This is a genomic window from Vibrio sp. JZG120 (assembly GCF_053890955.1).
Genome location: NZ_JBSRRK010000011.1, coordinates 23,093 through 48,448 on the forward strand (window position 1 = coordinate 23,093; position 25,356 = coordinate 48,448).

The 25,356-nt window shown below is 44.0% G+C and carries 21 protein-coding genes; 10 read left to right on the forward strand and 11 right to left on the reverse strand.

The genetic code is table 11. The features are described from left to right. The first annotated feature begins 270 nt into the window (after window positions 1-270). From htpG to hemH, 3 genes are all read left to right on the forward strand, one after another. Window positions 271-2,175, forward strand: a complete 1,905-nt coding sequence (gene htpG / locus ACWPOD_RS19025) for a molecular chaperone HtpG (protein WP_005393063.1) — start codon at window positions 271-273, stop codon at window positions 2,173-2,175. A gap of 321 nt (window positions 2,176-2,496) precedes the next feature. Beyond that, window positions 2,497-3,141 (forward strand): adenylate kinase, encoded by a 645-nt coding sequence (gene adk, locus ACWPOD_RS19030; RefSeq protein ID WP_005393061.1) that lies wholly within the window; start codon window positions 2,497-2,499, stop codon window positions 3,139-3,141. Window positions 3,142-3,310: 169 nt separating this feature from the next. Beyond that, the gene (gene hemH / locus ACWPOD_RS19035; protein WP_104974378.1) at window positions 3,311-4,273 is read left to right on the forward strand and encodes a ferrochelatase; all 963 of its coding nucleotides are present in this window, start codon (window positions 3,311-3,313) and stop codon (window positions 4,271-4,273) included. A 47-nt stretch (window positions 4,274-4,320) separates the two neighbouring features. On the opposite strand, the gene ACWPOD_RS19040 is transcribed toward hemH, so the two are convergent. Further along, a complete protein-coding gene (locus ACWPOD_RS19040; protein ID WP_005393058.1) occupies window positions 4,321-5,709 on the reverse strand; it encodes a peptide MFS transporter in 1,389 nt (462 codons plus the stop codon). A gap of 334 nt (window positions 5,710-6,043) precedes the next feature. On the opposite strand from ACWPOD_RS19040, the gene rfaH reads away from it, so the two are divergent. Beyond that, window positions 6,044-6,544, forward strand: a complete 501-nt coding sequence (gene rfaH, locus ACWPOD_RS19045) for a transcription/translation regulatory transformer protein RfaH (RefSeq protein ID WP_005393056.1) — start codon at window positions 6,044-6,046, stop codon at window positions 6,542-6,544. Between the two features lie 148 nt (window positions 6,545-6,692). Here rfaH and asnB read toward each other — a convergent pair whose 3' ends face one another. From asnB to nagA, 4 genes are all read right to left on the reverse strand, one after another. After that, complete coding sequence (gene asnB / locus ACWPOD_RS19050) at window positions 6,693-8,357, reverse strand: asparagine synthase B (protein WP_005393054.1); 1,665 nt, start codon at window positions 8,355-8,357, stop codon at window positions 6,693-6,695. Window positions 8,358-8,587: 230 nt separating this feature from the next. Continuing rightward, on the reverse strand, window positions 8,588-10,177 hold the full coding sequence (locus tag ACWPOD_RS19055) for a cation:proton antiporter family protein (protein WP_006742714.1): 1,590 nt from the start codon (window positions 10,175-10,177) through the stop codon (window positions 8,588-8,590). Window positions 10,178-10,258: 81 nt separating this feature from the next. Continuing rightward, on the reverse strand, window positions 10,259-11,473 hold the full coding sequence (nagC, locus tag ACWPOD_RS19060; RefSeq protein WP_005393050.1) for a DNA-binding transcriptional regulator NagC: 1,215 nt from the start codon (window positions 11,471-11,473) through the stop codon (window positions 10,259-10,261). Window positions 11,474-11,475: 2 nt separating this feature from the next. Continuing rightward, entirely contained in the window at window positions 11,476-12,612 is a 1,137-nt protein-coding gene (nagA, locus tag ACWPOD_RS19065; RefSeq protein WP_456232132.1) for an N-acetylglucosamine-6-phosphate deacetylase, read from the reverse strand. Window positions 12,613-13,101: 489 nt separating this feature from the next. Here nagA and nagE point away from each other — a divergent pair, with 489 nt between their 5' ends. Beyond that, entirely contained in the window at window positions 13,102-14,673 is a 1,572-nt protein-coding gene (gene nagE / locus ACWPOD_RS19070; protein ID WP_006742711.1) for an N-acetylglucosamine-specific PTS transporter subunit IIBC, read from the forward strand. A 235-nt stretch (window positions 14,674-14,908) separates the two neighbouring features. Continuing rightward, entirely contained in the window at window positions 14,909-16,579 is a 1,671-nt protein-coding gene (glnS, locus tag ACWPOD_RS19075) for a glutamine--tRNA ligase (protein ID WP_005393044.1), read from the forward strand. Window positions 16,580-16,868: 289 nt separating this feature from the next. Here the strand turns inward: glnS and fcrX are convergent, their stop codons facing one another. Beyond that, window positions 16,869-17,318: a ferric iron uptake transcriptional regulator FcrX gene (fcrX, locus tag ACWPOD_RS19080; protein WP_005382141.1), complete on the reverse strand. Its 450-nt coding sequence runs from the start codon at window positions 17,316-17,318 to the stop codon at window positions 16,869-16,871. 200 nt (window positions 17,319-17,518) lie between these two features. On the opposite strand from fcrX, the gene ACWPOD_RS19085 reads away from it, so the two are divergent. Next, entirely contained in the window at window positions 17,519-18,022 is a 504-nt protein-coding gene (locus tag ACWPOD_RS19085; protein WP_139060336.1) for a DUF4442 domain-containing protein, read from the forward strand. 50 nt (window positions 18,023-18,072) lie between these two features. Here ACWPOD_RS19085 and fldA read toward each other — a convergent pair whose 3' ends face one another. The 3 genes from fldA to ACWPOD_RS19100 form a co-directional block, all read right to left on the reverse strand. Beyond that, a complete protein-coding gene (gene fldA, locus ACWPOD_RS19090) occupies window positions 18,073-18,606 on the reverse strand; it encodes a flavodoxin FldA (protein WP_005393040.1) in 534 nt (177 codons plus the stop codon). A 48-nt stretch (window positions 18,607-18,654) separates the two neighbouring features. Next, window positions 18,655-18,876: a DUF2788 domain-containing protein gene (locus ACWPOD_RS19095; protein ID WP_005393038.1), complete on the reverse strand. Its 222-nt coding sequence runs from the start codon at window positions 18,874-18,876 to the stop codon at window positions 18,655-18,657. A gap of 112 nt (window positions 18,877-18,988) precedes the next feature. Further along, complete coding sequence (locus ACWPOD_RS19100) at window positions 18,989-19,756, reverse strand: alpha/beta fold hydrolase (RefSeq protein ID WP_046874257.1); 768 nt, start codon at window positions 19,754-19,756, stop codon at window positions 18,989-18,991. Between the two features lie 92 nt (window positions 19,757-19,848). Here ACWPOD_RS19100 and seqA point away from each other — a divergent pair, with 92 nt between their 5' ends. Beyond that, window positions 19,849-20,391, forward strand: coding sequence for a replication initiation negative regulator SeqA (seqA, locus tag ACWPOD_RS19105; protein WP_005393026.1), 543 nt, complete (start codon window positions 19,849-19,851; stop codon window positions 20,389-20,391). A gap of 92 nt (window positions 20,392-20,483) precedes the next feature. Beyond that, window positions 20,484-22,130, forward strand: coding sequence for a phosphoglucomutase (alpha-D-glucose-1,6-bisphosphate-dependent) (gene pgm / locus ACWPOD_RS19110; protein WP_256964992.1), 1,647 nt, complete (start codon window positions 20,484-20,486; stop codon window positions 22,128-22,130). Between the two features lie 62 nt (window positions 22,131-22,192). On the opposite strand, the gene ACWPOD_RS19115 is transcribed toward pgm, so the two are convergent. Further along, window positions 22,193-22,966 carry a DUF1853 family protein gene (locus ACWPOD_RS19115; protein ID WP_456232133.1) on the reverse strand — a complete coding sequence of 258 codons (774 nt, stop codon included), beginning with the start codon at window positions 22,964-22,966 and terminating at the stop codon, window positions 22,193-22,195. 232 nt (window positions 22,967-23,198) lie between these two features. Between ACWPOD_RS19115 and ACWPOD_RS19120 the strand changes: the two genes are divergently transcribed. Continuing rightward, a complete protein-coding gene (locus ACWPOD_RS19120; protein WP_005393019.1) occupies window positions 23,199-23,957 on the forward strand; it encodes a Nif3-like dinuclear metal center hexameric protein in 759 nt (252 codons plus the stop codon). Window positions 23,958-24,045: 88 nt separating this feature from the next. Here the strand turns inward: ACWPOD_RS19120 and ACWPOD_RS19125 are convergent, their stop codons facing one another. Continuing rightward, the gene (locus ACWPOD_RS19125; RefSeq protein WP_005382163.1) at window positions 24,046-25,335 is read right to left on the reverse strand and encodes a citrate synthase; all 1,290 of its coding nucleotides are present in this window, start codon (window positions 25,333-25,335) and stop codon (window positions 24,046-24,048) included. Window positions 25,336-25,356: the final 21 nt, after the last annotated feature.

A 25,356-nucleotide genomic window follows, 5' to 3' on the forward strand; every position in this document is an offset into this window, starting at 1 on the left:
TAGTTCTTCTTAGATGGATGATGTTGTAATTATAGTGATTTATGTCACAAAATTACCGAAGCGCATGGAGTGCGCACGACATTTTAGATGCTTTTAGGCTGGTAGGATAATTAAATTTTTCTAAAAAAACACCGTTTTTAGCAATATTGACCTTGAATTTACATTTGTCAGCCACATGTTAAATGACATCTCAGTAAGGTAATTTCAAGGGGAAAGTCACAAACTTATCTCCATGAAAAAGCCAATTAGTTTAGATGTTATGGAGCACACATGAGCGAAACCGTATCTCAAAACAAAGAAACTCGTGGTTTTCAATCAGAAGTAAAACAACTACTGCATTTAATGATCCATTCTCTTTATTCAAATAAAGAGATCTTTTTGCGCGAGCTGATTTCTAACGCATCAGATGCATCGGACAAGCTGCGCTTCCAAGCGCTATCTAACCCAGACTTATATGAAGGTAATGCAGATCTTTGCGTGAAACTGTCGTTTGATGAAAGCGCAAATACCTTAACCATTTCTGATAACGGTATCGGTATGAGCCGCGATGATGTGATCGAGCACCTAGGTACGATTGCAAAATCCGGGACCGCAGAGTTTTTCTCGAAACTGTCTGAAGAGCAGAGCAAAGACTCTCAGCTTATTGGTCAGTTTGGTGTTGGTTTCTACTCGGCGTTTATCGTTGCTGATGCCGTCACCGTACGTACTCGTGCTGCGGGCCTAGCCGCTGATGAAGCAGTACAATGGCACTCAGCCGGTGAAGGTGAGTACACCATCGAAAACATCACTAAAGAATCGCGTGGTACTGATATCATTCTTCATATGCGTGAAGAAGGTAAAGAGTTCCTAAATGAATGGCGTCTACGTGATGTGATCAGCAAGTACTCGGATCACATTGGCATCCCAGTTTCCATCCAAACTGTTGTTCGCGATGACGAAGGCAAAGAAACGGATGAGAAGAAGTGGGAGCAAATCAACAAAGCTCAAGCACTGTGGACGCGTAATAAATCGGATATCTCAGATGAAGAGTATCAAGAGTTCTACAAGCACGTATCACATGACTTTGCCGATCCATTGGTTTGGAGCCATAACCGTGTAGAAGGTAAAAACGATTACACGAGCTTGCTTTACATCCCATCTAAAGCGCCATGGGATATGATGAACCGCGACCACAAATCAGGCTTGAAACTGTACGTACAACGCGTGTTCATTATGGACGATGCAGAGCAGTTCATGCCGTCTTACCTACGTTTTGTACGTGGTTTAATAGACTCCAATGATCTGCCACTCAACGTATCGCGTGAGATCTTACAAGACAACAAAGTGACTCAGTCTCTACGTAATGCTTGTACTAAGCGTGTGCTAACGATGCTAGAGCGCATGGCTAAGAATGATGAAGAGAAATACCAATCATTCTGGAAAGAGTTTGGCCTTGTGATGAAAGAGGGTCCGGCAGAAGACTTCGCAAACAAAGAGAAAGTTGCAGGCCTATTGCGCTTTGCTTCAACTGAAGTGGATTCTGCGGAGCAAACCGTGGGTCTAGCTGCTTACGTTGAGCGCATGAAAGAAGGTCAAGATAAAATCTACTACTTGACGGCAGACAGCTATGCAGCTGCGAAAAACAGCCCTCACTTAGAGCAGTTCAAAGCGAAAGGCATTGAAGTTATCTTGATGTACGACCGCATTGATGAGTGGCTGATGAACTACTTAACGGAGTTTGACGGCAAGCAGTTCCAGTCAATCACAAAAGCTGGGCTCGATCTAAGTCAGTTTGAAGATGAAGCAGAAAAAGAGAAGCAGAAAGAAACTGAAGAAGAGTTTAAGTCGGTTGTAGAACGCACGAAGTCTTACCTAGGCGATCGTGTGAAAGAAGTTCGTACGACCTTTAAACTCGCGTCTACACCTGCTGTTGTGGTAACGGACGATTACGAAATGGGCACTCAAATGGCGAAGCTTCTTGCAGCGGCGGGTCAGGCAGTGCCAGAAGTGAAGTACATCTTTGAGCTAAACCCTGAGCACGAGCTGGTTAAGCGCATGGCTGACGAAGCGGATGAAGAGGCATTTGGTCGTTGGGTAGAAGTCCTGCTTGGTCAAGCAATGCTTGCAGAGCGAGGCTCAATTGAGGACCCAACGGAGTTCTTAGGTGCTGTTAATAAACTTTTGACTAAGGTGTAATAACCTCAGTACATCAAAAAGCTCGCATTTCGCGAGCTTTTTGTTTGTTGTCGCAAAATTTTGCATCTCAGGTGTTGAGTTAATAATCAATAGGGCGTGAAAGAGGGTATCGTTAACATTCTTTAGTCTTAATACACTCTTTGCGCGGCGAACCTGTGATAGAATCTGCGACTTGAATGTGAGTAATAAGGCGTGTATTTTTGCTCGCCTATATACGTTATACCGAAACTTATCGTTGCGAGTGCTTCTCGGGTTTGATGTCTAAGAAGCCCAGCTATTGTGAGCTTCGGTATAAATCTTAAATATTAAAGAGGATAAATCATGCGCATCATTCTTCTAGGTGCTCCAGGTGCAGGTAAAGGCACACAAGCAAACTTCATCATGGAAAAATACGGTATTCCACAAATCTCTACTGGTGATATGCTTCGTGCTGCTATCAAAGCAGGTACAGAGCTTGGTAAACAAGCTAAAGCTGTTATCGACGCTGGTCAGCTAGTTTCTGATGAAATCATCCTTGGTCTTATCAAAGAGCGCATCGCTCAAGAAGACTGTGCAAACGGTTTCCTACTAGATGGTTTCCCACGTACTATCCCTCAAGCTGACGGCCTAAAAGAAATGGGCGTAGACGTAGACTACGTTATCGAATTTGACGTTGCAGACGATGTGATTGTTGAGCGTATGGCTGGTCGTCGTGCTCACCTTCCTTCTGGTCGTACTTACCACGTTGTTTACAACCCACCTAAAGTGGAAGGTAAAGATGACGTAACTGGTGAAGATCTTGTTGTTCGTGATGACGACAAAGAAGAAACAGTACGTGCACGTCTAGGTGTTTACCACGAGCAAACTGCACCACTAATCAACTACTACGGTAAAGAAGCTGAAGCAGGCAACACTAAGTACCTTAAGTTTGATGGTACTAAGCAAGTAGCTGAAGTTAGTGCAGATATCGAGAAAGCACTCTCTTAATTTGCTGAAGTCAAAAATTTAATATTTTGATATATTGAAAGCGACCCAAGTGGTCGCTTTTTTTAGTTTACTCGTAAACATATATCTAAATAACTTCAAGCTGCAGCGATGCAGCGCTGTGAGGCTATTTAAGTATATGAACCAAGCCGTTTACCATGAATAGGATGTTATGAAAGAGAATAATAAACAGGGTGTACTCCTAGTGAACCTGGGTACTCCTGACGCACCAACCGCTCCTGCCGTAAAGCGCTTTTTAAGTCAGTTTCTTCATGATCACCGAGTGGTAGACATGACTCGATGGCTTTGGTGTCCGCTATTGCACGGCGTTATCCTTCCAATCCGAGCTCCCAAGGTTGCTAAACTCTACCAATCAGTTTGGATGGAAGAGGGCTCGCCACTGATGGTGTACTCTAAGCGTCAAACAGAAAAGTTGGCTCAAAAGCTTGATATGCCAGTCGAACTTGGCATGACTTATGGAAATCCAAGTTTGCAATCAGGTTTTGAAGCGCTGTTGGCTAAAGGGGTAGAGGAAGTCATCGTTTTACCTTTGTATCCGCAATACTCGGGCACAACAACGGCAGCGGTTTCTGACGGAATAACTAAAGCGTTTAAAAACCTGCCCGTGATGCCGGGCTTTAGCTTTATTCGGGATTACTACAATCACCCGAAATACATTGAAGCGTTAGCGCATTCAGTTCGTGAACATTGGCAAGAGTATGGTAAGGGAGACTACTTGCTATGTTCTTATCACGGTATTCCAAAACGTTACGCTGATAATGGAGATGTTTACCCTCAGCACTGTGAAGAGACGACTCGCTTACTCGCTGAAGCGTTAGGGTTAAACGAGCAACAGATAGGTATGACGTATCAGTCTCGATTTGGCCGAGAAGAGTGGTTACAGCCCTATACCGATAAAACCCTAGAGGCACTTCCTGCAAAAGGGGTAAAAAATATCAATGTAGTGACACCAGCATTCTCTTCGGATTGTTTAGAAACGTTGGAAGAGATCTCGGAAGAGTGTAAAGAGATTTTCCTTGAAGCAGGTGGTGAAAACTTTACCTACATTCCTTGTTTGAACGATAGTGAGCTTCATATAGAAATGATGGCTGAGTTAGTTCACTCTAAGCTTTAGGTACAAAAAGGGTCGCAAAAGCGACCCTTTCATTTTTTGTAGAGCGATTAAGCGACTTGTACTTGCTGCTCTTCTACTTGTTCTGCTGTGCTGTGAGTATTCTCTGCACCATGCATCCAGCGAACGAGCGTATTCGAGAACAGAAGTAGGATGACACCACTCACGGTAGCGCTGACTGCAATGCCACTAAAGATAGCCATTGCGCCCAATTCTCCTACGTGAGATCCCACATAGCCCGCAACGTAGTTTGCAATCGCATTGCAGCCAAACCATGCACCCATCATGAGTGAAGCTAAGCGAAGCGGTGCTAACTTGGTCACCAGTGAAAGACCAATTGGAGATAAGCACAGTTCGCCCAATGTATGGAAGAAGAAAGCACCCACCAGCCACAACATTGATGTTTTTACCGTTGTGTCTCCACCTTGTTCTAGCACAGCGCCAACCATACATAGGAAGCCAATTGCCAAGAAAAATAGTGCCATTGCAAATTTCACTGGCGACGTAGGTTCGCGTTTACCCAGTTTTACCCAAAGGACCGCTAGAACCGGTGCTAGGGTAATAATGAAAAATGGGTTTAGCGATTGGAACCACGCAGCAGGTACTTCAAAGCCACCAATCATACGATCAGTATATTGTTGAGTGTAGATGTTCATCAGGCCACCGGCCTGCTCAAAGCCAGCCCAGAAGACGATAGTGAATAAGCTCATGACCAAAATTACTTTTAGTCGGTTTACTTCTTCTTTCGTTAAGGGTTGCTTCGTGGTTGAGTTTTTGTTGCTTAGATCTCGTTTTGCTGCGGGCTCGCGACCGATGTCACCAAGCCAAGACTGAGCTAGCACCATTTGCATCACTAGGCTAATAATCATACCTACACCTGCGGCCACAAAACCAGCTTTCCAACCGTACGAGGTTGTCACAGAGCCAGAAACGACGCCTGCAAGTAATGCACCTAAGTTGATCCCCATGTAGAAGATGGTGAATGCACCGTCACGACGGTTGTCACCCTCTTTATATAAATCGCCAACCATGGTTGAGATATTCGGCTTAAAGAGGCCGTTACCAGTGATAAGCAGACCAAGGCCTAAATAGAAACTGTGTAGCGAACCAATACCCAGAGCGTCAGCAGGAAGTGCGAGTGTAAACTGGCCGATAGCCATTAACGCGCCACCAAGCAAAATTGAACGGCGTTGACCTAGATAGTTATCCGCTAAGTAACCACCGATAAGAGGAGTGATATACACAAGACCAGTATAAATACCGTATAGGTCTAGTGCGTCTTTGGTTGACCAGCCAAGGCCGCCATTCATCGTTGTATCTGTAAGGTAAAGTACTAGAATGGCGCGCATTGCGTAGTAAGAAAAGCGTTCCCACAGTTCAGTACCGAACAATAAGAACAAGCCACGAGGATGGCCGAAATATTGATGTTGGTTTGACATAAGCTCTTCTAATAATAGTTATTACATTTTTTAACGACTTCTACGTATACATTGCAATTTAATGAGTGACAAATAATAAAATTTTGCCTTACGACTAAAGTTGTTTGTTAAGTGACTGTTTTTGAGTGGATTTGCAGATGATATGATGGCGTGTTGGCTGTGCTACAAACTTAATTTCCATTTTTGTCTATGGACTTCTTCTCGTAAGTTCTTGAAAAGATACCGTTAATGCGAGCGATGTATAATCATACTTTTATAGATAAACTGAATGTCAATGACTCAACTTGGGCTTAATGCTAGGATAAAAACAAAATAGAATTGGCTAGTAAAAAAGATGAAACGTTGGTATCTACTTTATTGTAAACGTGGGGAGCAGGTTAGGGCGAAACAGCACCTTGAAAACCAAGGTGTAGAGTGCTTTTATCCAACTGTAGAAGTTGAGAAGATTTTGCGCGGGAAAAGACAAAAAGTCGAAGAGCCGCTGTTTCCTTGTTATGTGTTTGCTTACTTTGATTATGAACAGGGACCTAACTTCACCTCAGTCCGCTCCACTCGAGGGGTTGTTGATTTTGTGCGTTTTGGTGCTCAACCGAAAGAAGTCCAAGGTGACTTAGTCTTTGAATTGATGCAGCTAGAAAAATGCTGTAATGAAAATACCGCTTCTGAGTGTATGCCAAAACCAGGTGATCAAATCCGAGTTAAGAGCGGTCAGTTTGCTGGTATAGATGCTATCTTCCAAGAGCAAGATGGTGAGAAACGCTCAATCATGTTAGTGCAGATGATCACTAAACGAGTGCCTGTCAGTATTGATAACAGCGATTTAGACTTGAAATAGCTAATGTGTAAAAACAAAAAAAGAGGTGCTTTGGCACCTCTTTTTTAATCTTGCTGGTAATCACCAGCAGTGGGACGCTGTTTAGCGAGCTTAGCAAAACAACGATGGTTACCGATTAGGAGTAGGGCATGACACCCTACTTAGTCGCTTAGTAAGCGTCGTTATGGACGGTTTGCACCGCACGACCTGACGGGTCTACACAGTTTTGGAATGACTCATCCCATTCAATCGCTTTCGCTGATGAACAAGCTACTGAAGGACCACCTGGCACACACTCAGCCGCTGAAGGTAGTGGGAACAGCTCTTCAAAGATTTCTCGGTACACGTAACCTTCTTTTGTGGTTGGCGTGTTGTATGGGAAGCGGTATTGAGCCGTTTCCATCTGCTGATCCGTCACTTTTTGCTCTGCGACTTCTTTCAACGTATCAATCCAGCTGTAACCTACGCCATCAGAGAACTGCTCTTTTTGACGCCATGCGATCGACTCTGGCAAGTAATGCTCAAAACACTCGCGTAGAATGTGTTTTTCCATTTTGCCGTTGCCACACATCTTATCTGCTGGGTTTAGGCGCATTGCAACGTCGATAAACTCTTTATCAAGGAACGGTACTCGGCCTTCAACCCCCCATGCCGCTAGCGATTTGTTTGCGCGCGCGCAGTCAAACATGTTCAGAGCAAGCAGCTTACGTACCGTTTCTTCGTGGAACTCTTTCGCGTTTGGTGCTTTGTGGAAATATAGGTAACCACCAAAGATCTCATCTGCACCTTCACCAGAAAGTACCATCTTAATGCCCATCGCTTTGATCTTACGACCCATTAAGAACATAGGTGTGGATGCGCGGATGGTGGTCACATCGTACGTTTCGATGTGGTAAATCACGTCGCGAATCGCGTCGAGACCTTCTTGAATTGTATAAGTCATTTCATGGTGAACGGTACCGATTTGGTCGGCAACTTCGCGAGCGGCTTTCAGGTCAGGCGCGCCTTCTAGGCCAACAGCAAAAGAGTGCAGTTGTGGCCACCAAGCTTCAGACTTTTCATCGTCTTCAATTCGCATCGCTGCAAAGCGTTTTGCTACCGCAGATGTAATAGAAGAATCTAGACCACCTGAAAGAAGTACACCGTAAGGCACGTCAGTCATTAGTTGGCGTTTAACCGCTGCTTCTAGCGCTTCAGTCAGTTCTTCTTTGCTGGTGGTGTTACCTTGAACGGCAGCGTATTCGTTCCAGTCACGAACATAGTAACGCGTTGGCTCGGCATCTTTTGAGCTGTAGTAGCTACCAGGAGGGAACTCGCTCACTGTTTTACATACTGGAACAAGTGCCTTCATCTCTGATGCAACATAGTAGTTGCCATGCTCATCATGACCTTGATAAAGAGGGATAATGCCAATGTGGTCGCGACCGACTAAGTATTCGTCTTTTTCTTCATCGTACAGAACAAAAGCGAAAATACCGTTTAGTTCTTCAAGGAGATCTGCACCCATATCTTGGTACAGTGCAAGAATGACTTCACAGTCTGAATCGGTTTGAAACTCGTATTTTCCTTCGTAACGAGCACGAATTTCTTTATGGTTGTAGATTTCACCATTGACTGCAAGGATGAGCTTTTTATCAGGGCTGTATAGCGGTTGTGCACCACTATTTAGACCAACAATCGCCAAGCGCTCATGCGCTAAAATAGCGCGCTCTGAAGAGTAAATCCCAGACCAGTCAGGGCCACGATGACGAAGTTTTTTCGACATTTCTAATGCGATAGGGCGCAATGCGGCTGCATCGCTTTTAATGTCTAAAATGCCAAATACTGAACACATACTACATCCTTACTAAACTAAATAATTTCTAATCGGTATGGCTTCAATTTGCCATTACTAGTAAAAAAAGCAACGTTTTGTGATTATAAAAATGATAAAAAGCCTTGTTGTGTAAATATTATTTAATTTAATGGCTGGTTTGGTGAATGGAATCAAGGTTTGGTATAAAAACCATACAAAAAAGCCTTTCTATTGATAGAAAGGCTTTTAAAAAATATTAGTATGGTTGCTTATTTTATTGGTGTGAACTGAGGTTCAAGTTGTTTACACACATGTCGAGCAAAACCACTACCTGCTTCACTGTATATATTGAATGCGGCGTCAACTCCGCTTTCCAGCAAACCTTCCAACTGATCTGGGTACTCGGCGATAGCAGCTATTTGCCCTTTATATTTTCTGCGTTTAAGCTGCTCAAGTGCGGTTTGGTTACCTTGATGATGAGGCATGGCAAGCAGCACCAGTTTGACATGACCTGTATCTAAAATTCGTTCCCAAAAATCTGGGTCTGTGGCATCGCCAGCGATCACGTTTCTTCCCTCTGAACGGTGCTGATGTGCTGCATCTTCACGAATTTCTATGCCTAGTGAAATTTTGCCATAGCGCGCACGTAATTCATCATAGGCCCCTGTCCCGATGCGGCCCATGCCTAAGATCAATACCTGGGCATGCCCAGGGTTAATGAGTTGGTCACGCTGGTTAAGCTTTTCTGCGGCTGTTTCTTGCAGCCACTTGCCGGAGTGTTGATAAATTTTGTGGCTAAGGCGGTTAAGTGGCGCAGAAATAATAAAGGACACAGACACCGCAACCGCAATCGCAGCGAGCATATCGCTTGGCATCCAGCCCATTTTGTAAGCCAACCCTGCGACTATAAGGCCAAACTCACTGTAGTTGAACAGCGATAAAGAGGCGAGCAAAGAGGTACGTACTCGAAACTTAAAGTGATTAATCGTGACGAAGTACAAGAGCCCTTTTATTGGCAGCAGTAAGATAAATAGTAGGGCGAGTACGACGCCATTGACGCTCAATGAAGCGGACAAGCCAATGTTTAAAAAGAAGCAGACTAAGAACAGCTCCTTCATATTGAATAGCGATTTGGATAGCTCTGAAGCTTTAGGGTGGCCAGCGAGTAGCATGCCTAAAATCAGCGCGCCCAAGTCTGGTTTCATTCCGACCAGTTCGAATAGCCCTGCCCCAACAACAAGCGCGAAGAAAATACCGAACAGCACCAGCATTTCGCCGTGGCCAACTTTATCTAACAGTTTATAGAATAGTGGACGAAGGAAAGGCAATGCGAACAAACCAATGGCATACCATTCTGGGACTTTGCCGGTTGAAGCAGTCAGGAATACCACGGCAAAAATATCTTGCATAACCAAGATACCGATCGCGAGTGTGCCGTAGGTCGCGTTCATTTCCCCTTTTTCTTGCAATGCTTTTACGGCAAAAACGGTACTGGAGAACGATAGTGCAAAAGCTAAAAGTAGGATTTGACCGCTATCCATACTGGCGAGCGAAGTTAAGCCCAGTAGTTTTAAACCTGATAGCGCTAGTGCAAAAAAAGCGGTAGACAGTATGTTGTGGGCGGTCGCTCCTCCCCATATTTCTTTGGACAGTAGCGTTTTGACATCAAGCTTGAGTCCGATCGTGAATAGAAGAAGAGTGACACCAAGATCTGCAAGAGTGACGATAACGTCATTGCTTTGATAGCCAAATGCATGCAAACCAAATCCTGCCAGTAGAAAACCAACGAGGGGAGGGAGGCTACATTTAAGCGCAATAAAGCCAGCTAAAAAAGCTGTTGTAATTAGAATAATTTCCATACTGTTGAGCTGTATTCCTGATATACAAAAACGGGCTGTGAAAACACAGCCCGAGATTGTAACTCAATTAGTTGTATAAACTTAGTCTTCAAGTAACTTTTGTAACAAAACTCCGTTTAGCATTGCGCGTTTAATCATCGCAAATGCACCCATCGTTGGCTGCTTATCAATGTGTGAAGCCACGATAGGAAGGTCGTTATGGAAAGTTTTGAGAGATTGATTTTCGACATTACGTTGAATTGCAGGGAAGACAATGTCTTGTGCGGCAGTAATGTCGCCCGCAATGACAATTTTCTGAGGGTTAAACAAGTTAACGGTAATTGCAATCGCTTTACCTAACTGGTTACCCACTCGCACTAAACTTTGCTTTGCAAGTTCGTCACCATCCATTGCATGCTGACACACAGCTTCAATCGTGATGTTTTCAAGGTCAGTCAAGCTTGACTCATAGCCTTGAGCAATCAGTTGTTTTACTCGTTGGATAATGGCTGGGTTCGCTGCTACGGTTTCTAAGCAACCAAAGTTCCCACATTGGCACTGTTCACCAAGCGGATCGATTTGAATATGACCAATTTCACCGACGTTGCGGTTAAAGCCAAGAAAAACCTGGCCGTTAACGATAATACCTGCGCCAGTACCGCGGTGAACGCTAACTAAAATGGAGTCCTGACAGTCTTGGCTTGCCCCAAAGTAGTGCTCCGCTAACGCCATGCCACGTACGTCATTCCCAACAAAGCATGCGGTATTAAACTTCTCTCCAACAATTTCACCCAGCGCCAGATTATCGATATCGGTATTCGGCATGTACTCAACTACGCCTGTTGTTGGGTTTACAAGGCCCGGTAGCGTAATACCAATTGCGATGAGCTGATCAATTTTGTCTTCGCAACGGTTTACGAATTCTTTAAGTAAATCGATAAGCCCAGCGATCAAGTCAGCTTGGTTGGTGTAATGCAGTTCGTGTTGATCTTCCGCAAGTGCAGTGCCACCTAAATCGTACAAACAAAATTGTACGTAATCTCGACCTAAACGAACCGCAATAGAGTGGAAGGGTTTGACTTCGGTGGTCAGAGAGATTGCACGACGACCACCAGTTGAAGCTTGCTGGGCGACCTCTTTAATAAGGCCGCGCTCTAAAAGTTGGCGGGTTATTTTGGTAACACTAGCAGGTGCGAGCTGGCTCACATCTGCGACTTGAATACGGGAGATAGGACCTTGCTGATCAATCAGCCTATATACCGCAGCGCTGTTAAGCTGTTTTACTAAATCTACATTACCAATCTGTCCGCCATTCATGCTTAATTTTGCTCGTATTGTCCGTTAACAACCGTCGCTTTTACTTTGAAGTCACGATCGAAAATGGTCAGGTTTGCAACCATCCCTTTTCGAACTCGGCCAAGGCGATCCTCAACACCAATTGCAGTTGCTGGGTATAACGTGGCCATTCGTAGAGCTTCGTCTAAAGCGATCCCCGCGTGCTCAACTGAATTCTGAACTGCTTCTATCATTGTCAAAGCTGAGCCGCCTAGTGTGCCGTTTTCATCAACACACTTACCATCTCGGTAATATACTTTCTTACCGACAAAAATAAAGTGATCAATGTTAGCACCTGCTGGAGCTGTGGCATCCGTCACCAAAACAAGCTTTTCACCTTTGATTTTATGAGCAATTCGGATGTTTGCGTAGTCTACGTGGAAACCATCAGCAATAATGCCAGCATAAACGTCAGGAGTATCGTAAATTGCACCAACAACTCCAGGTTCACGACCAACCATTGGTGTCATCGCATTAAATAGGTGTGTGGCAAAAGTAATACCTGCTTCAAAGCCTTTACGCGCTTCGGCGTAGGTCGCATTTGTATGACCAATAGAAACTACGATGCCGGCTGCTTTTAATCGTGCAATATGCTCTGGATCGTTTTGCTCTGGTGCAAGCGTTACTTTAGCGATGATATCGGCGTTTGCGCAGATAAGATCAATCATGCTTTCATCTGACGGGCGAATAAAATCGACGTTGTGGATACCTTTTTTCGCGATGTTAAGATAAGGGCCTTCTAGGTGTAGGCCAAGTGATTGGTTTTGATATTGGTTATGATATTCACGAGCGGCAGAAATTGCAGTTCGCATATCTTCGTCTGATGAAGTAATGAGCGTTGGTAAGAAGCTAGTACAGCCGGACTTGAGGTTTGCTTCGTGCATGATTTGCATGGTTTCCGGTGTGATTGCATCGTTTAGCATTACACCGCCACAGCCATTCAGTTGCAGGTCGATAAAGCCCGGACTTAGGTTTGCGCCTGCGAGGTCTTTCACTTCGATGCCCTGAGGTAGCTCTGCAACCGGCACAATAGATTGAATAAGGTCGTTTTCGATGATGACCGCATGATCGGTAAGAACATCACTACCGGTATAAATTTTACAGTTACTTAGCGCGTACATAGTCAGCTAGTCCTTATAGATGAGAATTCAATTTCTATATCGTTACCTAAGTGGAGACTGCTTTAGTCATATGGGTACTTAGTTTGTATCACTGAATTAGATAACGAGTCACATACAGCAAGTCGCGTTTTATCGATGTTATTGTCATAGTAACTAACTGAAAAGTAATAATTGTATGGTTTTTTATGATTCTTTTTCAGAGCAAAGTTACAGTGATTTACCCGCCTAGATACCAAAATAACACTGATTCTGCCTTGCATAAAGTGCGAGAATATTATCTTTAAAACGCCATTTTTTCGTATAATAAAATAAGTTTTATGATCTCGCTAGCAAAAACCTTCCGAAAGGGCAAATTGTGGTGATTATGATCACAAACGGTGAGCTTTTAATTTGCGGGGCAAAATTAATGTCATAAACTGAGGATGACTAAATTGGACGACTGAAATAAGTCATTCAACATAACATCTAATCCTATAGGGGGAACTTAAGGTGAATATTCTCGGATACGCGCAGAAGTTAGGTAAAGCTCTTATGCTTCCTATTGCGACTTTGCCAATCGCAGGCTTGTTACTGCGCTTGGGCCAGCCGGATGTTTTTGACATCGCATTTATGGCACAAGCAGGTAACTCAATCTTTTCTAACCTTCCATTGTTATTTGGCCTTGGTATTGCGATCGGTCTATCTAAAGATGGTCAAGGTGCAGCTGGCCTTGCTGGTGCAGTTGCGTACTTTGTACTGACAGCGACAGCGTCAACAATTGATGCATCAGTAAACATGTCGTTCTTTGGTGGTATCATCGCAGGTATTATTGCTGGCCACTCTTACAACGCTTTCCATGCTACACGTCTTCCTGAGTGGCTTGCTTTCTTCTCTGGTAAACGTTTAGTGCCGATTATGGCAGGTCTATTCGCTTTAGTTGCTGGTGCAGTTGGTGGCATTGTATGGCCAACAATTCAAGGTGGTCTAGATGCGCTTGCTCATGGCATCTCAACTTCTGGCGCTATTGGTCAGTTTATCTACGGTACACTGAACCGAGCCCTTATTCCTGTAGGTCTACACCACGTACTTAACTCATTCTTCTGGTTTGGTATGGGGTCTTGTCAAGAAGTGCTAGTAACTGGTGCAAATGCTGCGGGTCAAGCGCTTCCTGCTCTACAACAACTGTGTGTTGATCCTGCGCTAGCGAAAACGCTTGTGGCTGGTCAAACTCATACATTTGAATTCGCTAACTCTGTCACTCCTGAAATCACTGCAACAGTGAAGGAAGTAACTGAAACAGTTAAATCTGGTGACCTACACCGTTTCTTCGGCGGCGATAAGAGCGCTGGTGTGTTCATGAACGGTTTCTTCCCAGTAATGATGTTCGGCCTACCTGGTGCGGCGCTTGCAATGTACCTAGCGGCTCCTGCTGAGAAACGTAGCCAAGTTGGTGGTGCATTGTTCTCTGTTGCATTCTGTTCATTCCTAACTGGTATCACAGAGCCTCTAGAGTTCATGTTCGTATTCCTAGCGCCTGCACTATACGCGATTCACGCAGTGTTCACTGGTCTGTCGCTAGTTGTTGCTAACATGCTTGGTACGCTACACGGCTTCACATTCTCAGCTGGTCTAATTGACTACTTGTTGAACTACGGTCTAGCAACTAAACCGCTACTACTTGGTGCAGTTGGTCTTGGCTTTGGTGCTCTATACTTCTTCACATTCAGCTTCGCAATCCGCGCATTCAACTTGAAATCGCCTGGTCGTGAAGATGACGACAGCGAAGCTGCAGCGCCTGCTGGTGAGAAGAAAAGTGGTGACCTAGCTCGCCAATACTTAAAAGCACTTGGCGGTCATGACAACCTAACTTCAATCGACGCATGTATCACTCGACTACGCTTAACGCTAAAAGATCGTTCAGTCGCTGATGAGGAAGTACTGAAGAAATTGGGTGCGAAAGGTGTGGTTAAACTTGGTGAAAACAACCTTCAAGTTATCCTTGGTCCTCTAGCTGAAATCGTTGCTGGCGAAATGAAAGCAATCGGTGCTAATGAAGACCTATCGAATGTAAAACTGCCTTAATTACATCGAACTGATATCTGACTAAGACCTCCCTCGGGAGGTCTTTTTTTGTTTTGGCACTTTGAATCTGCTGTGCTTTCGCACTAACTCGATAAATATTGTCGTTTTAGCGCGAGTTCTTGTTGTCTAATTGCTTAGAATTGTGGATCATTAGAAACAATGTACTCTGCAAAACCATACTTGGATGCAGAGTTCCGTTTTCTCTGACAATACTAATATTTTTGAGGTGCTATAGATGAGTGAAGCTGATGCTCGTCCATCAAACTTTATTCGCCAGATCATTGATAAAGATCTAGCGGATGGTAAACACACTAGCGTGCATACTCGATTCCCGCCGGAGCCAAATGGCTACCTGCATATCGGTCATGCTAAGTCTATCTGTTTGAACTTCGGTATTGCTCAGGACTACCAGGGTCAATGTAATCTACGTTTCGACGATACGAACCCTGAAAAAGAAGACATCGAATACGTTGAGTCTATCAAGAAAGATGTAAACTGGTTGGGCTTTGAGTGGAGTGGTGAAGTATGTTACTCATCAAACTACTTCGATAAGCTTTACGAATATGCAATTGAATTGATTAACAAAGGCTTAGCGTACGTAGATGAGCTAAGTCCAGAGCAGATTCGTGAATACCGTGGCACGCTAAAGGCGCCAGGTAAACCAAGCCCATACCGTGACCGTTCTGTTGAAGAGAACTTAGCGTTATTTGAAAAAATGCGCGCTGGTGAATTTGAAGAAGGTAAAGCGTGTCTTCGTGCCAAGATTGACATGGGTTCTTCATTCATGGTTATGCGCGATCCAGTTTTATACCGTGTGCGTTTTGCTACGCACCACCAAACTGGTGATAAGTGGTGCATTTACCCAATGTACGACTTCACGCACTGTATCTCTGATGCATTAGAAGGCATTACACACTCTATCTGTACGCTTGAGTTTATGGATAACCGTCGTCTGTACGACTGGGTTCTGGACAACATCACGATCGAAAGCCGTCCACATCAGTACGAGTTTAGTCGCTTAAACCTTGAATACACAGTGATGTCTAAGCGTAAGCTTAATCAACTCGTCACTGAAAAACTGGTTAACGGTTGGGATGACCCACGTATGCCAACAGTCTCAGGTCTGCGTCGTCGAGGCTTCACGCCAGCATCTATCCGTGAGTTCTGTAAGCGTATTGGTGTAACGAAGCAAGAAAATATGATCGAGTTTAGCTCACTAGAATCTTGTATTCGTGATGACCTAAACGAGAACGCTCCGCGTGCAATGGCTGTGTTGGATCCTGTTAAAGTTGTTATCGAAAACTTTGAAGAAGGTGCAGTAGAAAACTTGACGGTCGCTAATCACCCAAACAAACCAGAGATGGGTGTGCGTGAAGTACCATTCACTCGTGAGTTGTGGATTGAGCGTGAAGACTTCCGTGAAGAGGCGAACAAAAAGTACAAGCGTTTAGTGCTAGGTAAAGAAGTTCGCTTACGTGGTGCTTACGTGATCAAAGCAGAGCGCGTTGAAAAAGATGCCGAAGGCAACATCACGACTATCTTCTGTTCTTACGATGCAGACACACTAGGTAAGAACCCGGCTGATGGCCGTAAAGTAAAAGGTGTGATTCATTGGGTCTCAGCTGATAAAGCATTACCAGCGGAAATCCGTCTGTACGATCGTCTATTTACGGTTCCAAACCCGGGTGCAGCAGAAGACTTTGCTTCTACAATCAACCCTGAATCATTAGTTGTGATCAATGGTTTTGTAGAGCCTAGCTTAGCGTCAGCAGAAGCAGAAAAAGGCTACCAGTTTGAGCGTATGGGTTACTTCTGCGCAGACTCGAAAGATTCTTCAGCAGATAAACTAGTATTCAACCGCACGGTTGGCCTACGTGATACTTGGGCAAAAATTGAGAACCAATAATCTCGATTAATGCAAAAACCGATAAAAATGCCAGCAAATGCTGGCATTTTTTTATTCTCATTATCGTAATGCGGCGGTTATAGGTAATGTAGGGAGTTGCTTAAGAACGAGGGACGTTTGATAAATGTTCGGTTTGGAAGCAAAACAATGATGTTTATTAAGGTTTGAATTGGTAAGTCTAATCGACGCTTTACAAAAGTTGGTACGGCAATTCAGCTATTGAAAGATATCGCCCTCAGAAACAAAAAACGCCAGCATGAGCTGACGTTTATTTTAAATCAACAAACCGTTATTTTTTTGGTTTGTGTGCATCTGGATTGTCTTTACAACCACCATCACTGCACTTGCCGTACAAGTATAAGCTGTGGTTTGTTAGCGTGACATTGTACTTAGCTGCAATCTCTTTTTGACGTTCTTCAATAAGATCGTCAGAAAATTCAATTACCTCACCACAGTCTAGGCACACTAGATGGTCGTGGTGATGTTGAGTCGATAATTCGAAGACTGACTTACCACCTTCAAAGTGGTGACGAGTTACAATACCAGCATCATCGAATTGGTTTAGAACTCGGTAAACAGTTGCTAGGCCAATCTCTTCACCTAGATCAATCAACTTTTTGTACAAATCTTCAGCACTGATGTGCTGGCAGTCTGGCTGCTGAAGTACTTCTAGAATTTTTAGCCTTGGAAGGGTTACTTTTAAACCCGCATCCTTCAGCGCCTGATTATTATCTGACATATACTTTCCCGTTGGATCATCTGCAGCGATTTAACAGAATTCAATCTTCCTACCATTATAGGATAAGCGCTCAGAACATTAAACCACGAACTTCAAAGGGTTAATAGAATCTTTTTGTAAATTAGAAATAGGTCGATTATATTACAGATCTGACCAGTTACAATTATGTAACATTGAGCTTAGAGAGGGCACGGACTGCGATGAATAAGCGACTTGCGAAGATATACAAACCAGGAATTGTAAAATTCGCACTCAATATTTGGCCACCTTTTTGGGGCGCTGGTATTAAAATCTTACATATTTCTGAAGACTTTCGTACCGTCAAGGTGCGTTTGAAACTTCGCTGGTGGAATAAAAACGCCAATCGTACTCAGTATGGTGGCAGTATTTTCTCTTTAACTGATCCCATTTACTCGTTGATGCTGATGGGGATTCTACGCGAGGAGTATTACGTGTGGGATAAAGAGGCGAGTATTAACTTTATTAAGCCAGGGCAAAGTGATTTATTTGCAGAATTCAAGGTCACTGAAGGAATGCTAGAAAACATTTATCAAATGACACGGAATGGAGAAAAGTGTTTTCCTGAATTTATTACCCATGTAAAAGATAAGCAGGGGAATGTGGTTTCAGAGGTTCAACGCAAGCTTTATGTAAGAAAGAAACCTCAGTATCGCGAAGAGGAAGTGCTCACCGATGCTTTGTGAAATTATACAAAAAGACCTCCAATCGGAGGTCTTTGTATAATTCGATTTATTTAGCCTTCAAGCTCAGCTAAACACATTTCTTCGTAAATCTGTTTAACCCAGTTCTCAACACGTTCGTCAGTCAGTTCCGGTTGACGGTCTTCATCGATACATAGACCTACGAATTGGCTGTCGTCACCTTCAACAAGTGCTTTAGACGCTTCAAATTCGTAGCCTTCTGTTGAAGTATGGCCAAGAATTGTGCCGCCTTTAGACTCAACGATATCACGCACTGTGCCCATCGCGTCACAGAAGTATTCTGCGTAGTCCTCTTGGTCGCCACAGCCAAAGATAGCCACTAGCTTAGTAGAGAAGTCGATTTGCTCAAGTTCAGGGAAGAAGTCATCCCAATCACATTGTGCTTCACCGTAGTACCAAGTTGGGATACCTAGAAGAAGAAGATCGAAGTTATCAATGTCTTCTTTGCTGCTTTTCGCGATGTCTTGAACGTGAACTAGATGCTTACCTAGTTGCTTTTGAATCATCTTTGCAACGGCTTCAGTATTACCTGTGTCGCTACCGAAGAAGATACCTACACTTGCCATAGAGTCTATACCTTTACATTGTTTGTTATTGGCGATGGTACTAAGGGTTTAACCTAACCCAGAGCCTTCCCAAGTTAGCTGAATTACACCTTTTGCAATAAAGCCAGCACAGCCTAGGAAAAGGACTAACCATACAATACGACGACCAAAAACAGGTACATTGCCTTGCTTTAGCACATCTTTTATCGCCATCCCGATGAAAAAGAAGATAGCAGCAAAAAGAAGATCGAGCCCAATAGACTCGAGCATATCCATATAGTCGTAAAGCATTTTAGCCCTTCATGCCGAAAAATCTTGGGCGCACTATACCACTGTTAAACGGTAAAGTTAATGCACTACAAGAAGGGTTATTTCAATAATCTATTGTTGCTTTTCGAATTTGTTAACTCGAAATGTATTTCCGAATGACTCTCATTACTTCAGCCGGTTTTTCGGCGTGAAGCCAGTGGCCAGTATTAGCGATAATATGTGCTTTTGCTTGTTTGAACTGTTTTTGCACCGCAGGTTGGTGCTCTGGCATTAAGTAATCGGAATCACCACCTTTAATAAACAGAGTGGGTATGTCTGTTGGGGCAATTTCCTGCCAGCCGATAATTTGTGCGTAATTCTCAAAAAGGCTCGGTACGTTAAACCGCCAGTCCATTTTATCGCCATTTTTGTATAGTGACTTAGAGAGAAATTGTCTTACACCGTCGATCTCAACATGTTGAGCTAGGATATCCATCGCTTGTTGACGGCTTGCTGGCTTTTCGTTAATTACGGCGTGTAAACCATTAAACACATTGTCGTGACGGTTCGCTGTGTAGGCGACAGGTGCCATGTCGAGCACAACCAACTGTTTGACGAGCTCTGGAGCAATGTCCACCAGTGTCATCGCGACCTTTCCACCCATTGAATGCCCAATAATAATAGATGGATCAACATTTAAGTGTTGTAGGAGTTGTGCCACATCTTTTGCCATGTCGGCGTAATTATGAATGTTTGAGTGAAAAGAGAGGCCGTGATTTCTCAGATCAATACTGATCACCGTGTGATCTTTAATAAGATCGCGGGCTAGTAGACCCAGATTACTTAAACTACCAAACAATCCGTGAATCAAAACAACTGTTTGGCCTTGGCCTTCCTGCTTATAGTTGAGTAATGCTGACATTTTATCTTATTCGTGATGGGTTTAACGTGGAGTATCCGAGAGGATCTCGTTATAATCCCCCAGAGTTTAAACATTGAGAATGTGAAAAGCGAATGAAAACAATTGAGGTTGATGAGGATCTATACCGTTACATTGCTAGCCAAACTAAGCATATCGGTGAAAGCGCCTCGGATATTTTGCGACGCCTTTTAAACCTTGATGGTCAGTTGCAGGAAGCTGAAGCCGCGCCTGTAGTAGAGAAGCCACAAGGGATTGTAGTAAGTAAAGATGCGGGTAAAACGGAATCTGTTGATGTAGTGAAAGAAATGCGTTCGCTGCTTATTTCTGATGAGTTTGCCGGTCTAAAAAAAGCGATTGATCGCTTTATGTTAGTACTATCGACCTTACATAAATTAAATCCAGAAGGTTTCGCGCAGGCTACGAATGTAAAGGGACGCAAACGCGTGTACTTTGCAGATAATGAAGAAACCTTGTTGGCAAATGGCAACACGACCAAGCCAAAAGCCATTCCTGGCACACCGTTTTGGGTTATCACGAACAACAATACCAGTCGTAAAAGACAGATGGTTGAACAAGTGATGACACACATGGGGTACCAACCTGACTTAATAGAAAAAGTAACAGGTTCAATCTAAGAAACCTGATAGAAGCCTCATAATGTGTCGCAGTTAGCGGATATTATGAGGCTTTTTTAATTTTATTTGTATTTAAAGAAAGGATGTCAAACATGGCTATGCACCCTCGTGCTGGGCAAAAAGCGCAGCAGGAAGATCTTCATAATATTCCGGCACTTGTTGCCAATTACTTCTTGCTTCAACCTGATGCTAAGAACCCCGATCACAAGGTTCAATTCGGCACATCAGGTCACCGTGGTACCGCTGATAAGCATACATTTAACGAAAACCACATTTTGGCTATTGCTCAAGCGGTTGCAGAAGTTCGTGCCCAGCAAGGGACCACAGGTCCTTTGTTTGTCGGTAAAGACACGCATGCTTTGTCTGAACCTGCATTTTCTAGCGTGATTGAAGTTTTGATTGCGAATGGCGTAAAAGTCATCGTACAGCAGGATAACGGCTACACGCCAACACCAGGTATCTCGCACGCAATTCTGACTTACAACATCAAGCACGATGAAAAAGCAGACGGTATTGTGATTACACCATCTCATAACCCACCACAAGACGGCGGTATCAAATACAATCCGACTCACGGTGGTCCAGCAGAAGCTGAGTTGACTCAAGCTATCGAAGATCGTGCGAACGCACTGATTGCCGAAGGTTTACAAGGTGTTAAACGCTTACCACTAGCAGAAGCAAAAGCATCGGATCTGTTTGTGGAGATGGACTTGGTTAAACCCTATATCGATGATCTGGTGAACGTTATCGATATGGAAGCAATCCAAAAAGCAAATCTGAAGATTGGTGTAGATCCATTGGGTGGCAGCGGCATCGATTACTGGCGTCAAATTGGTCAGGCATACAACCTAGACCTAACGCTAGTAAGTGAATCGATCGATCCTTCTTTCCAATTCATGTCTCTCGATAAAGACGGCGTTGTACGTATGGACTGTTCTTCTCCTTACGCAATGGCGGGTCTATTGGCATTGAAAGATGAGTACGATCTAGCATTTGGTAACGATCCTGACTACGACCGTCACGGTATCGTTACGCCAAAAGGTTTGATGAACCCGAATCACTTCTTAGCCGTTTGTATCGACTACCTATACCGCCATCGTGACGCATGGGGTAAAGATGTAGCTGTTGGTAAAACACTAGTATCAAGTGCACTGATTGACCGTGTTGTTGCGGATCTAGGTCGTGAGCTATGTGAAGTACCAGTAGGCTTTAAATGGTTTGTTGATGGTCTGTACACTGGTAAATTCGGTTTCGGTGGCGAAGAAAGTGCCGGGGCATCTTTTCTTCGTAAAGATGGTACGCCTTGGTCAACAGACAAAGACGGCATCTTGTTATGTCTTCTAGCGGCAGAGATCACTGCGGTAACGGGTAAGAACCCACAAGACTACTATGAAGAGCTAGCGGCGAAACACGGTGAGTCGAAATACAACCGTATTCAAGCTGTAGCGAATGGCCCTCAAAAAGACGTACTGAAGAAGTTGTCACCAGAAATGGTCGCGGCTGAAACACTAGCGGGTGATCCAATTACGGCTCGTCTCACGCATGCGCCTGGTAATGGTGCTGCAATCGGTGGTCTAAAAGTAACGACGGCAAACGGCTGGTTTGCTGCTCGTCCATCAGGCACAGAGGACATCTACAAGATTTACTGTGAAAGCTTCAAAGGTGAAGAGCACCTAAAACAAATCGAGGCAGAAGCACAAGAGATCGTTAATCAAGTGTTTGCAGCTGCCGGCCTGTAAACCATTCAATAGTCGATTTAGAAAACAAAGGGTTGATGTGCAAGCATCAACCCTTTTGCGTTTTAAGATTCCTGAACTGAGTCGTTTCCGGGCCAGGAATCCGGTACCACAAACCAGAATTGACCGTCATCCGTTTGTGCATGTACAAATCGGTCTGAAGGCTTTTCAATGGGTTGAGAGAAATCGTCCGTACCAATCGCCCAGCATGGTTTGTGTAAATGATAAAGTGGCTCACCGATTAACTCCCATTGGCTCTGGTAGCACCAGTAACCACTAATCTGACTCGGATTTAGTTCATAACCCAAGCACTCGCTAGGAGTTGGCTCTAGAGTAAACGGATTAATATAGAGTCGTCCTTGCATCAATAGACGTTCTTGTGGGGCGTCGTTTAACGGAATTATTTTTTGAAATTCCGGGCGATCGCTCATTTTCAACTGATGAGTAAGCATTCTATTCAGTTTTGTATGCAGCTGGTCGTGAGCATTCGGACCATACCAAACGCCGTTATAAAGAAGATAAAACTTAATCGCCACTTCCCAGTGTTCTATTTGATTTGATTCTGTATTCCGCAACACCAAGTCGATAGCACCAATGGTCTTACCTTCGATGTCGTTTAACTGAACCTCTTCCGCGATAACCTGATATCGTTCTGAACTAGAGAGAACTGCAGTGCATAAGTGCTGATATAAAAAGCCCAATCTTGGATTACCATTGTATTGCTCAGCGTTATTTAAAGGCGTTACCGAAAGATCCTCTAAGGTTGTAAACGGAGGGCGTAACTTGAAAAGAGGAGGTGAAGTGGCGATCCATTGGTAAAAGCGTTGCAGTTGGTTCATCCGTATTCCTATATGTATGGTGAGGCGACAAGCTTTGTTATTGTAACTAAATTTGCTTTTGAGGGTAGGGTGGCTAGCATCGATATTAGGGTTCGAGATACACTTTAAGTACCTAAATGATATCAAGGTGCCAGATGTCAAAACGTTGTTGTATCAACTAGGTTGCACACTCTCGGTCTGATTTCATCGAGAGGTTATTTAGGTTTACATGCGCTAGAAATTGGAAGTAATAATGAATAACTTAAAGCTAGAACAGATTCTTAATGACAAACTGTCACCGCAGTTAATTAAAGATTACGCACCAAACGGGTTACAGGTAGAAGGGACGCCAGCCGTAAAGCGTATTATCACTGGCGTAACTGCCTCTCAAGCCTTAATCGATAAAGCGATTGAGCTTAATGCAGACGCATTACTCGTTCATCACGGTTATTTTTGGAAAGGTGAACCTGAGCCAATTCGTGGTATGAAAGGTAAACGAATTCGTAGTCTGATCAAAAACGATATCAACTTATATGGTTATCACCTTCCTCTGGATATTCACCCAGAGCTAGGCAACAACGCCGAATTAGCTCGCTTACTTGAAATCGAAGTAGAAGGTGGACTTGAAGGACACCCTCAATCAGTAGCCATGTTTGGACGCTTGAAAAAACCGATGTCTGGTGCTGAGTTTGCGAGCAAGATCAATCAAGTTCTTGATAGAGAACCACTGCATATTGCTCCAGAGAATACCGATAAGATGATTGAGACAGTCGGTTGGTGCACTGGTGGAGGGCAAGATTTCATTGAACTTGCTGTACAACACGGGCTGGATGCATTTATCTCTGGAGAAATTTCAGAGCGTACCACTTATACCGCTCGTGAAATGGACATTCATTACTTTGCTGCAGGTCATCATGCTACTGAGCGTTATGGTGTTCAGGCTTTAGGAAAATGGCTAGCGGATGAATATGGCCTACATGTGGAGTTTATCGATATTGATAATCCGGTTTAGTGTTCGCTATTCATAGCGTGAAACGCTGAAAAGAAAAAAGGGTTGAGACAAAATCTCAACCCTTTTGTTTATCTTCTAACTAAAAAGATCATTCACGTTCGTGAAGTGGAGAAAACTCACGCTGTGTCTCACCAGTGTATAGCTGACGAGGACGACCGATGCGGTTCAGTGGATCGCTGTGCATTTCGTTCCAGTGAGCAATCCAGCCGATGGTACGAGAAATCGCGAAGATAACCGTAAACATAGAAACTGGAATACCAATTGCTTTAAGAATGATACCTGAGTAGAAGTCTACGTTCGGGTACAGCTTCTTAGAAACGAAGTACTCATCAGAAAGCGCAATGCGCTCGAGTTCCATTGCTACATCTAGTAGAGGGTCTTGAATGTTTAGCTCTTTGAGAACTTCATGACACGTTTCGCGCATTACTGTCGCACGTGGATCGTAGTTTTTATAAACGCGGTGACCAAAGCCCATTAAGCGGAATGGGTCATCTTTGTCTTTCGCGCGGTCTACATACTCAGGGATGTTATCGACGCTGCCAATCTCTTCTAGCATTCTCAAGCACGCTTCGTTTGCACCACCGTGAGCAGGTCCCCAAAGTGATGCAATACCAGCGGCAATACATGCAAATGGGTTAGCACCAGAAGAGCCAGCTAGACGTACAGTTGACGTCGACGCATTCTGTTCGTGATCCGCGTGTAGCGTGAAGATTTTATCCATTGCACGCGCAACGACAGGGTTTACTTCATACTCTTCGCAAGGGTTTGCGAACATCATGTGTAGGAAGTTTTCTGCGTAGCTCAAATCGTTGCGTGGGTAGATAAATGGCTGACCGATAGAGTATTTGTAACACATTGCAGCCAGTGTCGGCATCTTCGATAGCAGACGGTACGCCGCGATCTCACGGTGCTCGTCGTTGTTGATGTCAAGAGAGTCGTGGTAGAAGGCTGCAAGTGCACCGACTACACCACACATTACTGCCATCGGGTGAGCATCACGTCGGAAGCCATGGAAAAAGCTTGCGATTTGCTCGTGGACCATAGTATGACGCGTTACGGTCGTCTTGAATTGCTCGTATTGTTCTCGGGTAGGGGCTTCACCATAAAGAAGGATGTAACATACTTCTAAGTAATCTGCGTTATTGGCTAATTGATCAATCGGGAAACCGCGGTGCAAAAGAATACCTTTGCCGCCATCGATGTACGTGATTGATGATTCACAAGATGCAGTGGCAAGAAAACCTGGGTCAAAAGTAAAGTAACCATTGGCTCCCAGCTTACGAACGTCAATTACAGGTGTACCTAGCGTACCGTCCATAATTGGCAGTTCGATTGGCGCTTGACCTTCAACATGAAGGGTCGCTTTCTTATCCGCCATAACAATCTCCTTTGTTTATTA

Excerpts from the sequence above, each read along its gene's own strand:
- nagC (WP_005393050.1), bottom strand. The coding sequence starts at position 11,473 with ATGAATGGCGGACAGATTGGTAATGTAGATTTAGTAAAACAGCTTAAC.
- ACWPOD_RS19125 (WP_005382163.1), bottom strand. The coding sequence starts at position 25,335 with ATGGCGGATAAGAAAGCGACCCTTCATGTTGAAGGTCAAGCGCCAATC.
- fcrX (WP_005382141.1), bottom strand. The coding sequence starts at position 17,318 with ATGTCAGATAATAATCAGGCGCTGAAGGATGCGGGTTTAAAAGTAACC.
- pgm (WP_256964992.1), top strand. The coding sequence starts at position 20,484 with ATGGCTATGCACCCTCGTGCTGGGCAAAAAGCGCAGCAGGAAGATCTT.
- ACWPOD_RS19040 (WP_005393058.1), bottom strand. The coding sequence starts at position 5,709 with ATGTCAAACCAACATCAATATTTCGGCCATCCTCGTGGCTTGTTCTTA.
- fldA (WP_005393040.1), bottom strand. The coding sequence starts at position 18,606 with ATGGCAAGTGTAGGTATCTTCTTCGGTAGCGACACAGGTAATACTGAA.
- adk (WP_005393061.1), top strand. The coding sequence starts at position 2,497 with ATGCGCATCATTCTTCTAGGTGCTCCAGGTGCAGGTAAAGGCACACAA.
- ACWPOD_RS19095 (WP_005393038.1), bottom strand. The coding sequence starts at position 18,876 with ATGCTTTACGACTATATGGATATGCTCGAGTCTATTGGGCTCGATCTT.
- ACWPOD_RS19120 (WP_005393019.1), top strand. The coding sequence starts at position 23,199 with ATGAATAACTTAAAGCTAGAACAGATTCTTAATGACAAACTGTCACCG.
- ACWPOD_RS19115 (WP_456232133.1), bottom strand. The coding sequence starts at position 22,966 with ATGAACCAACTGCAACGCTTTTACCAATGGATCGCCACTTCACCTCCT.
- asnB (WP_005393054.1), bottom strand. The coding sequence starts at position 8,357 with ATGTGTTCAGTATTTGGCATTTTAGACATTAAAAGCGATGCAGCCGCA.
- ACWPOD_RS19085 (WP_139060336.1), top strand. The coding sequence starts at position 17,519 with ATGAATAAGCGACTTGCGAAGATATACAAACCAGGAATTGTAAAATTC.
- ACWPOD_RS19055 (WP_006742714.1), bottom strand. The coding sequence starts at position 10,177 with ATGGAAATTATTCTAATTACAACAGCTTTTTTAGCTGGCTTTATTGCG.
- ACWPOD_RS19100 (WP_046874257.1), bottom strand. The coding sequence starts at position 19,756 with ATGTCAGCATTACTCAACTATAAGCAGGAAGGCCAAGGCCAAACAGTT.
- hemH (WP_104974378.1), top strand. The coding sequence starts at position 3,311 with ATGAAAGAGAATAATAAACAGGGTGTACTCCTAGTGAACCTGGGTACT.
- rfaH (WP_005393056.1), top strand. The coding sequence starts at position 6,044 with ATGAAACGTTGGTATCTACTTTATTGTAAACGTGGGGAGCAGGTTAGG.
- nagA (WP_456232132.1), bottom strand. The coding sequence starts at position 12,612 with ATGTACGCGCTAAGTAACTGTAAAATTTATACCGGTAGTGATGTTCTT.
- glnS (WP_005393044.1), top strand. The coding sequence starts at position 14,909 with ATGAGTGAAGCTGATGCTCGTCCATCAAACTTTATTCGCCAGATCATT.
- htpG (WP_005393063.1), top strand. The coding sequence starts at position 271 with ATGAGCGAAACCGTATCTCAAAACAAAGAAACTCGTGGTTTTCAATCA.
- seqA (WP_005393026.1), top strand. The coding sequence starts at position 19,849 with ATGAAAACAATTGAGGTTGATGAGGATCTATACCGTTACATTGCTAGC.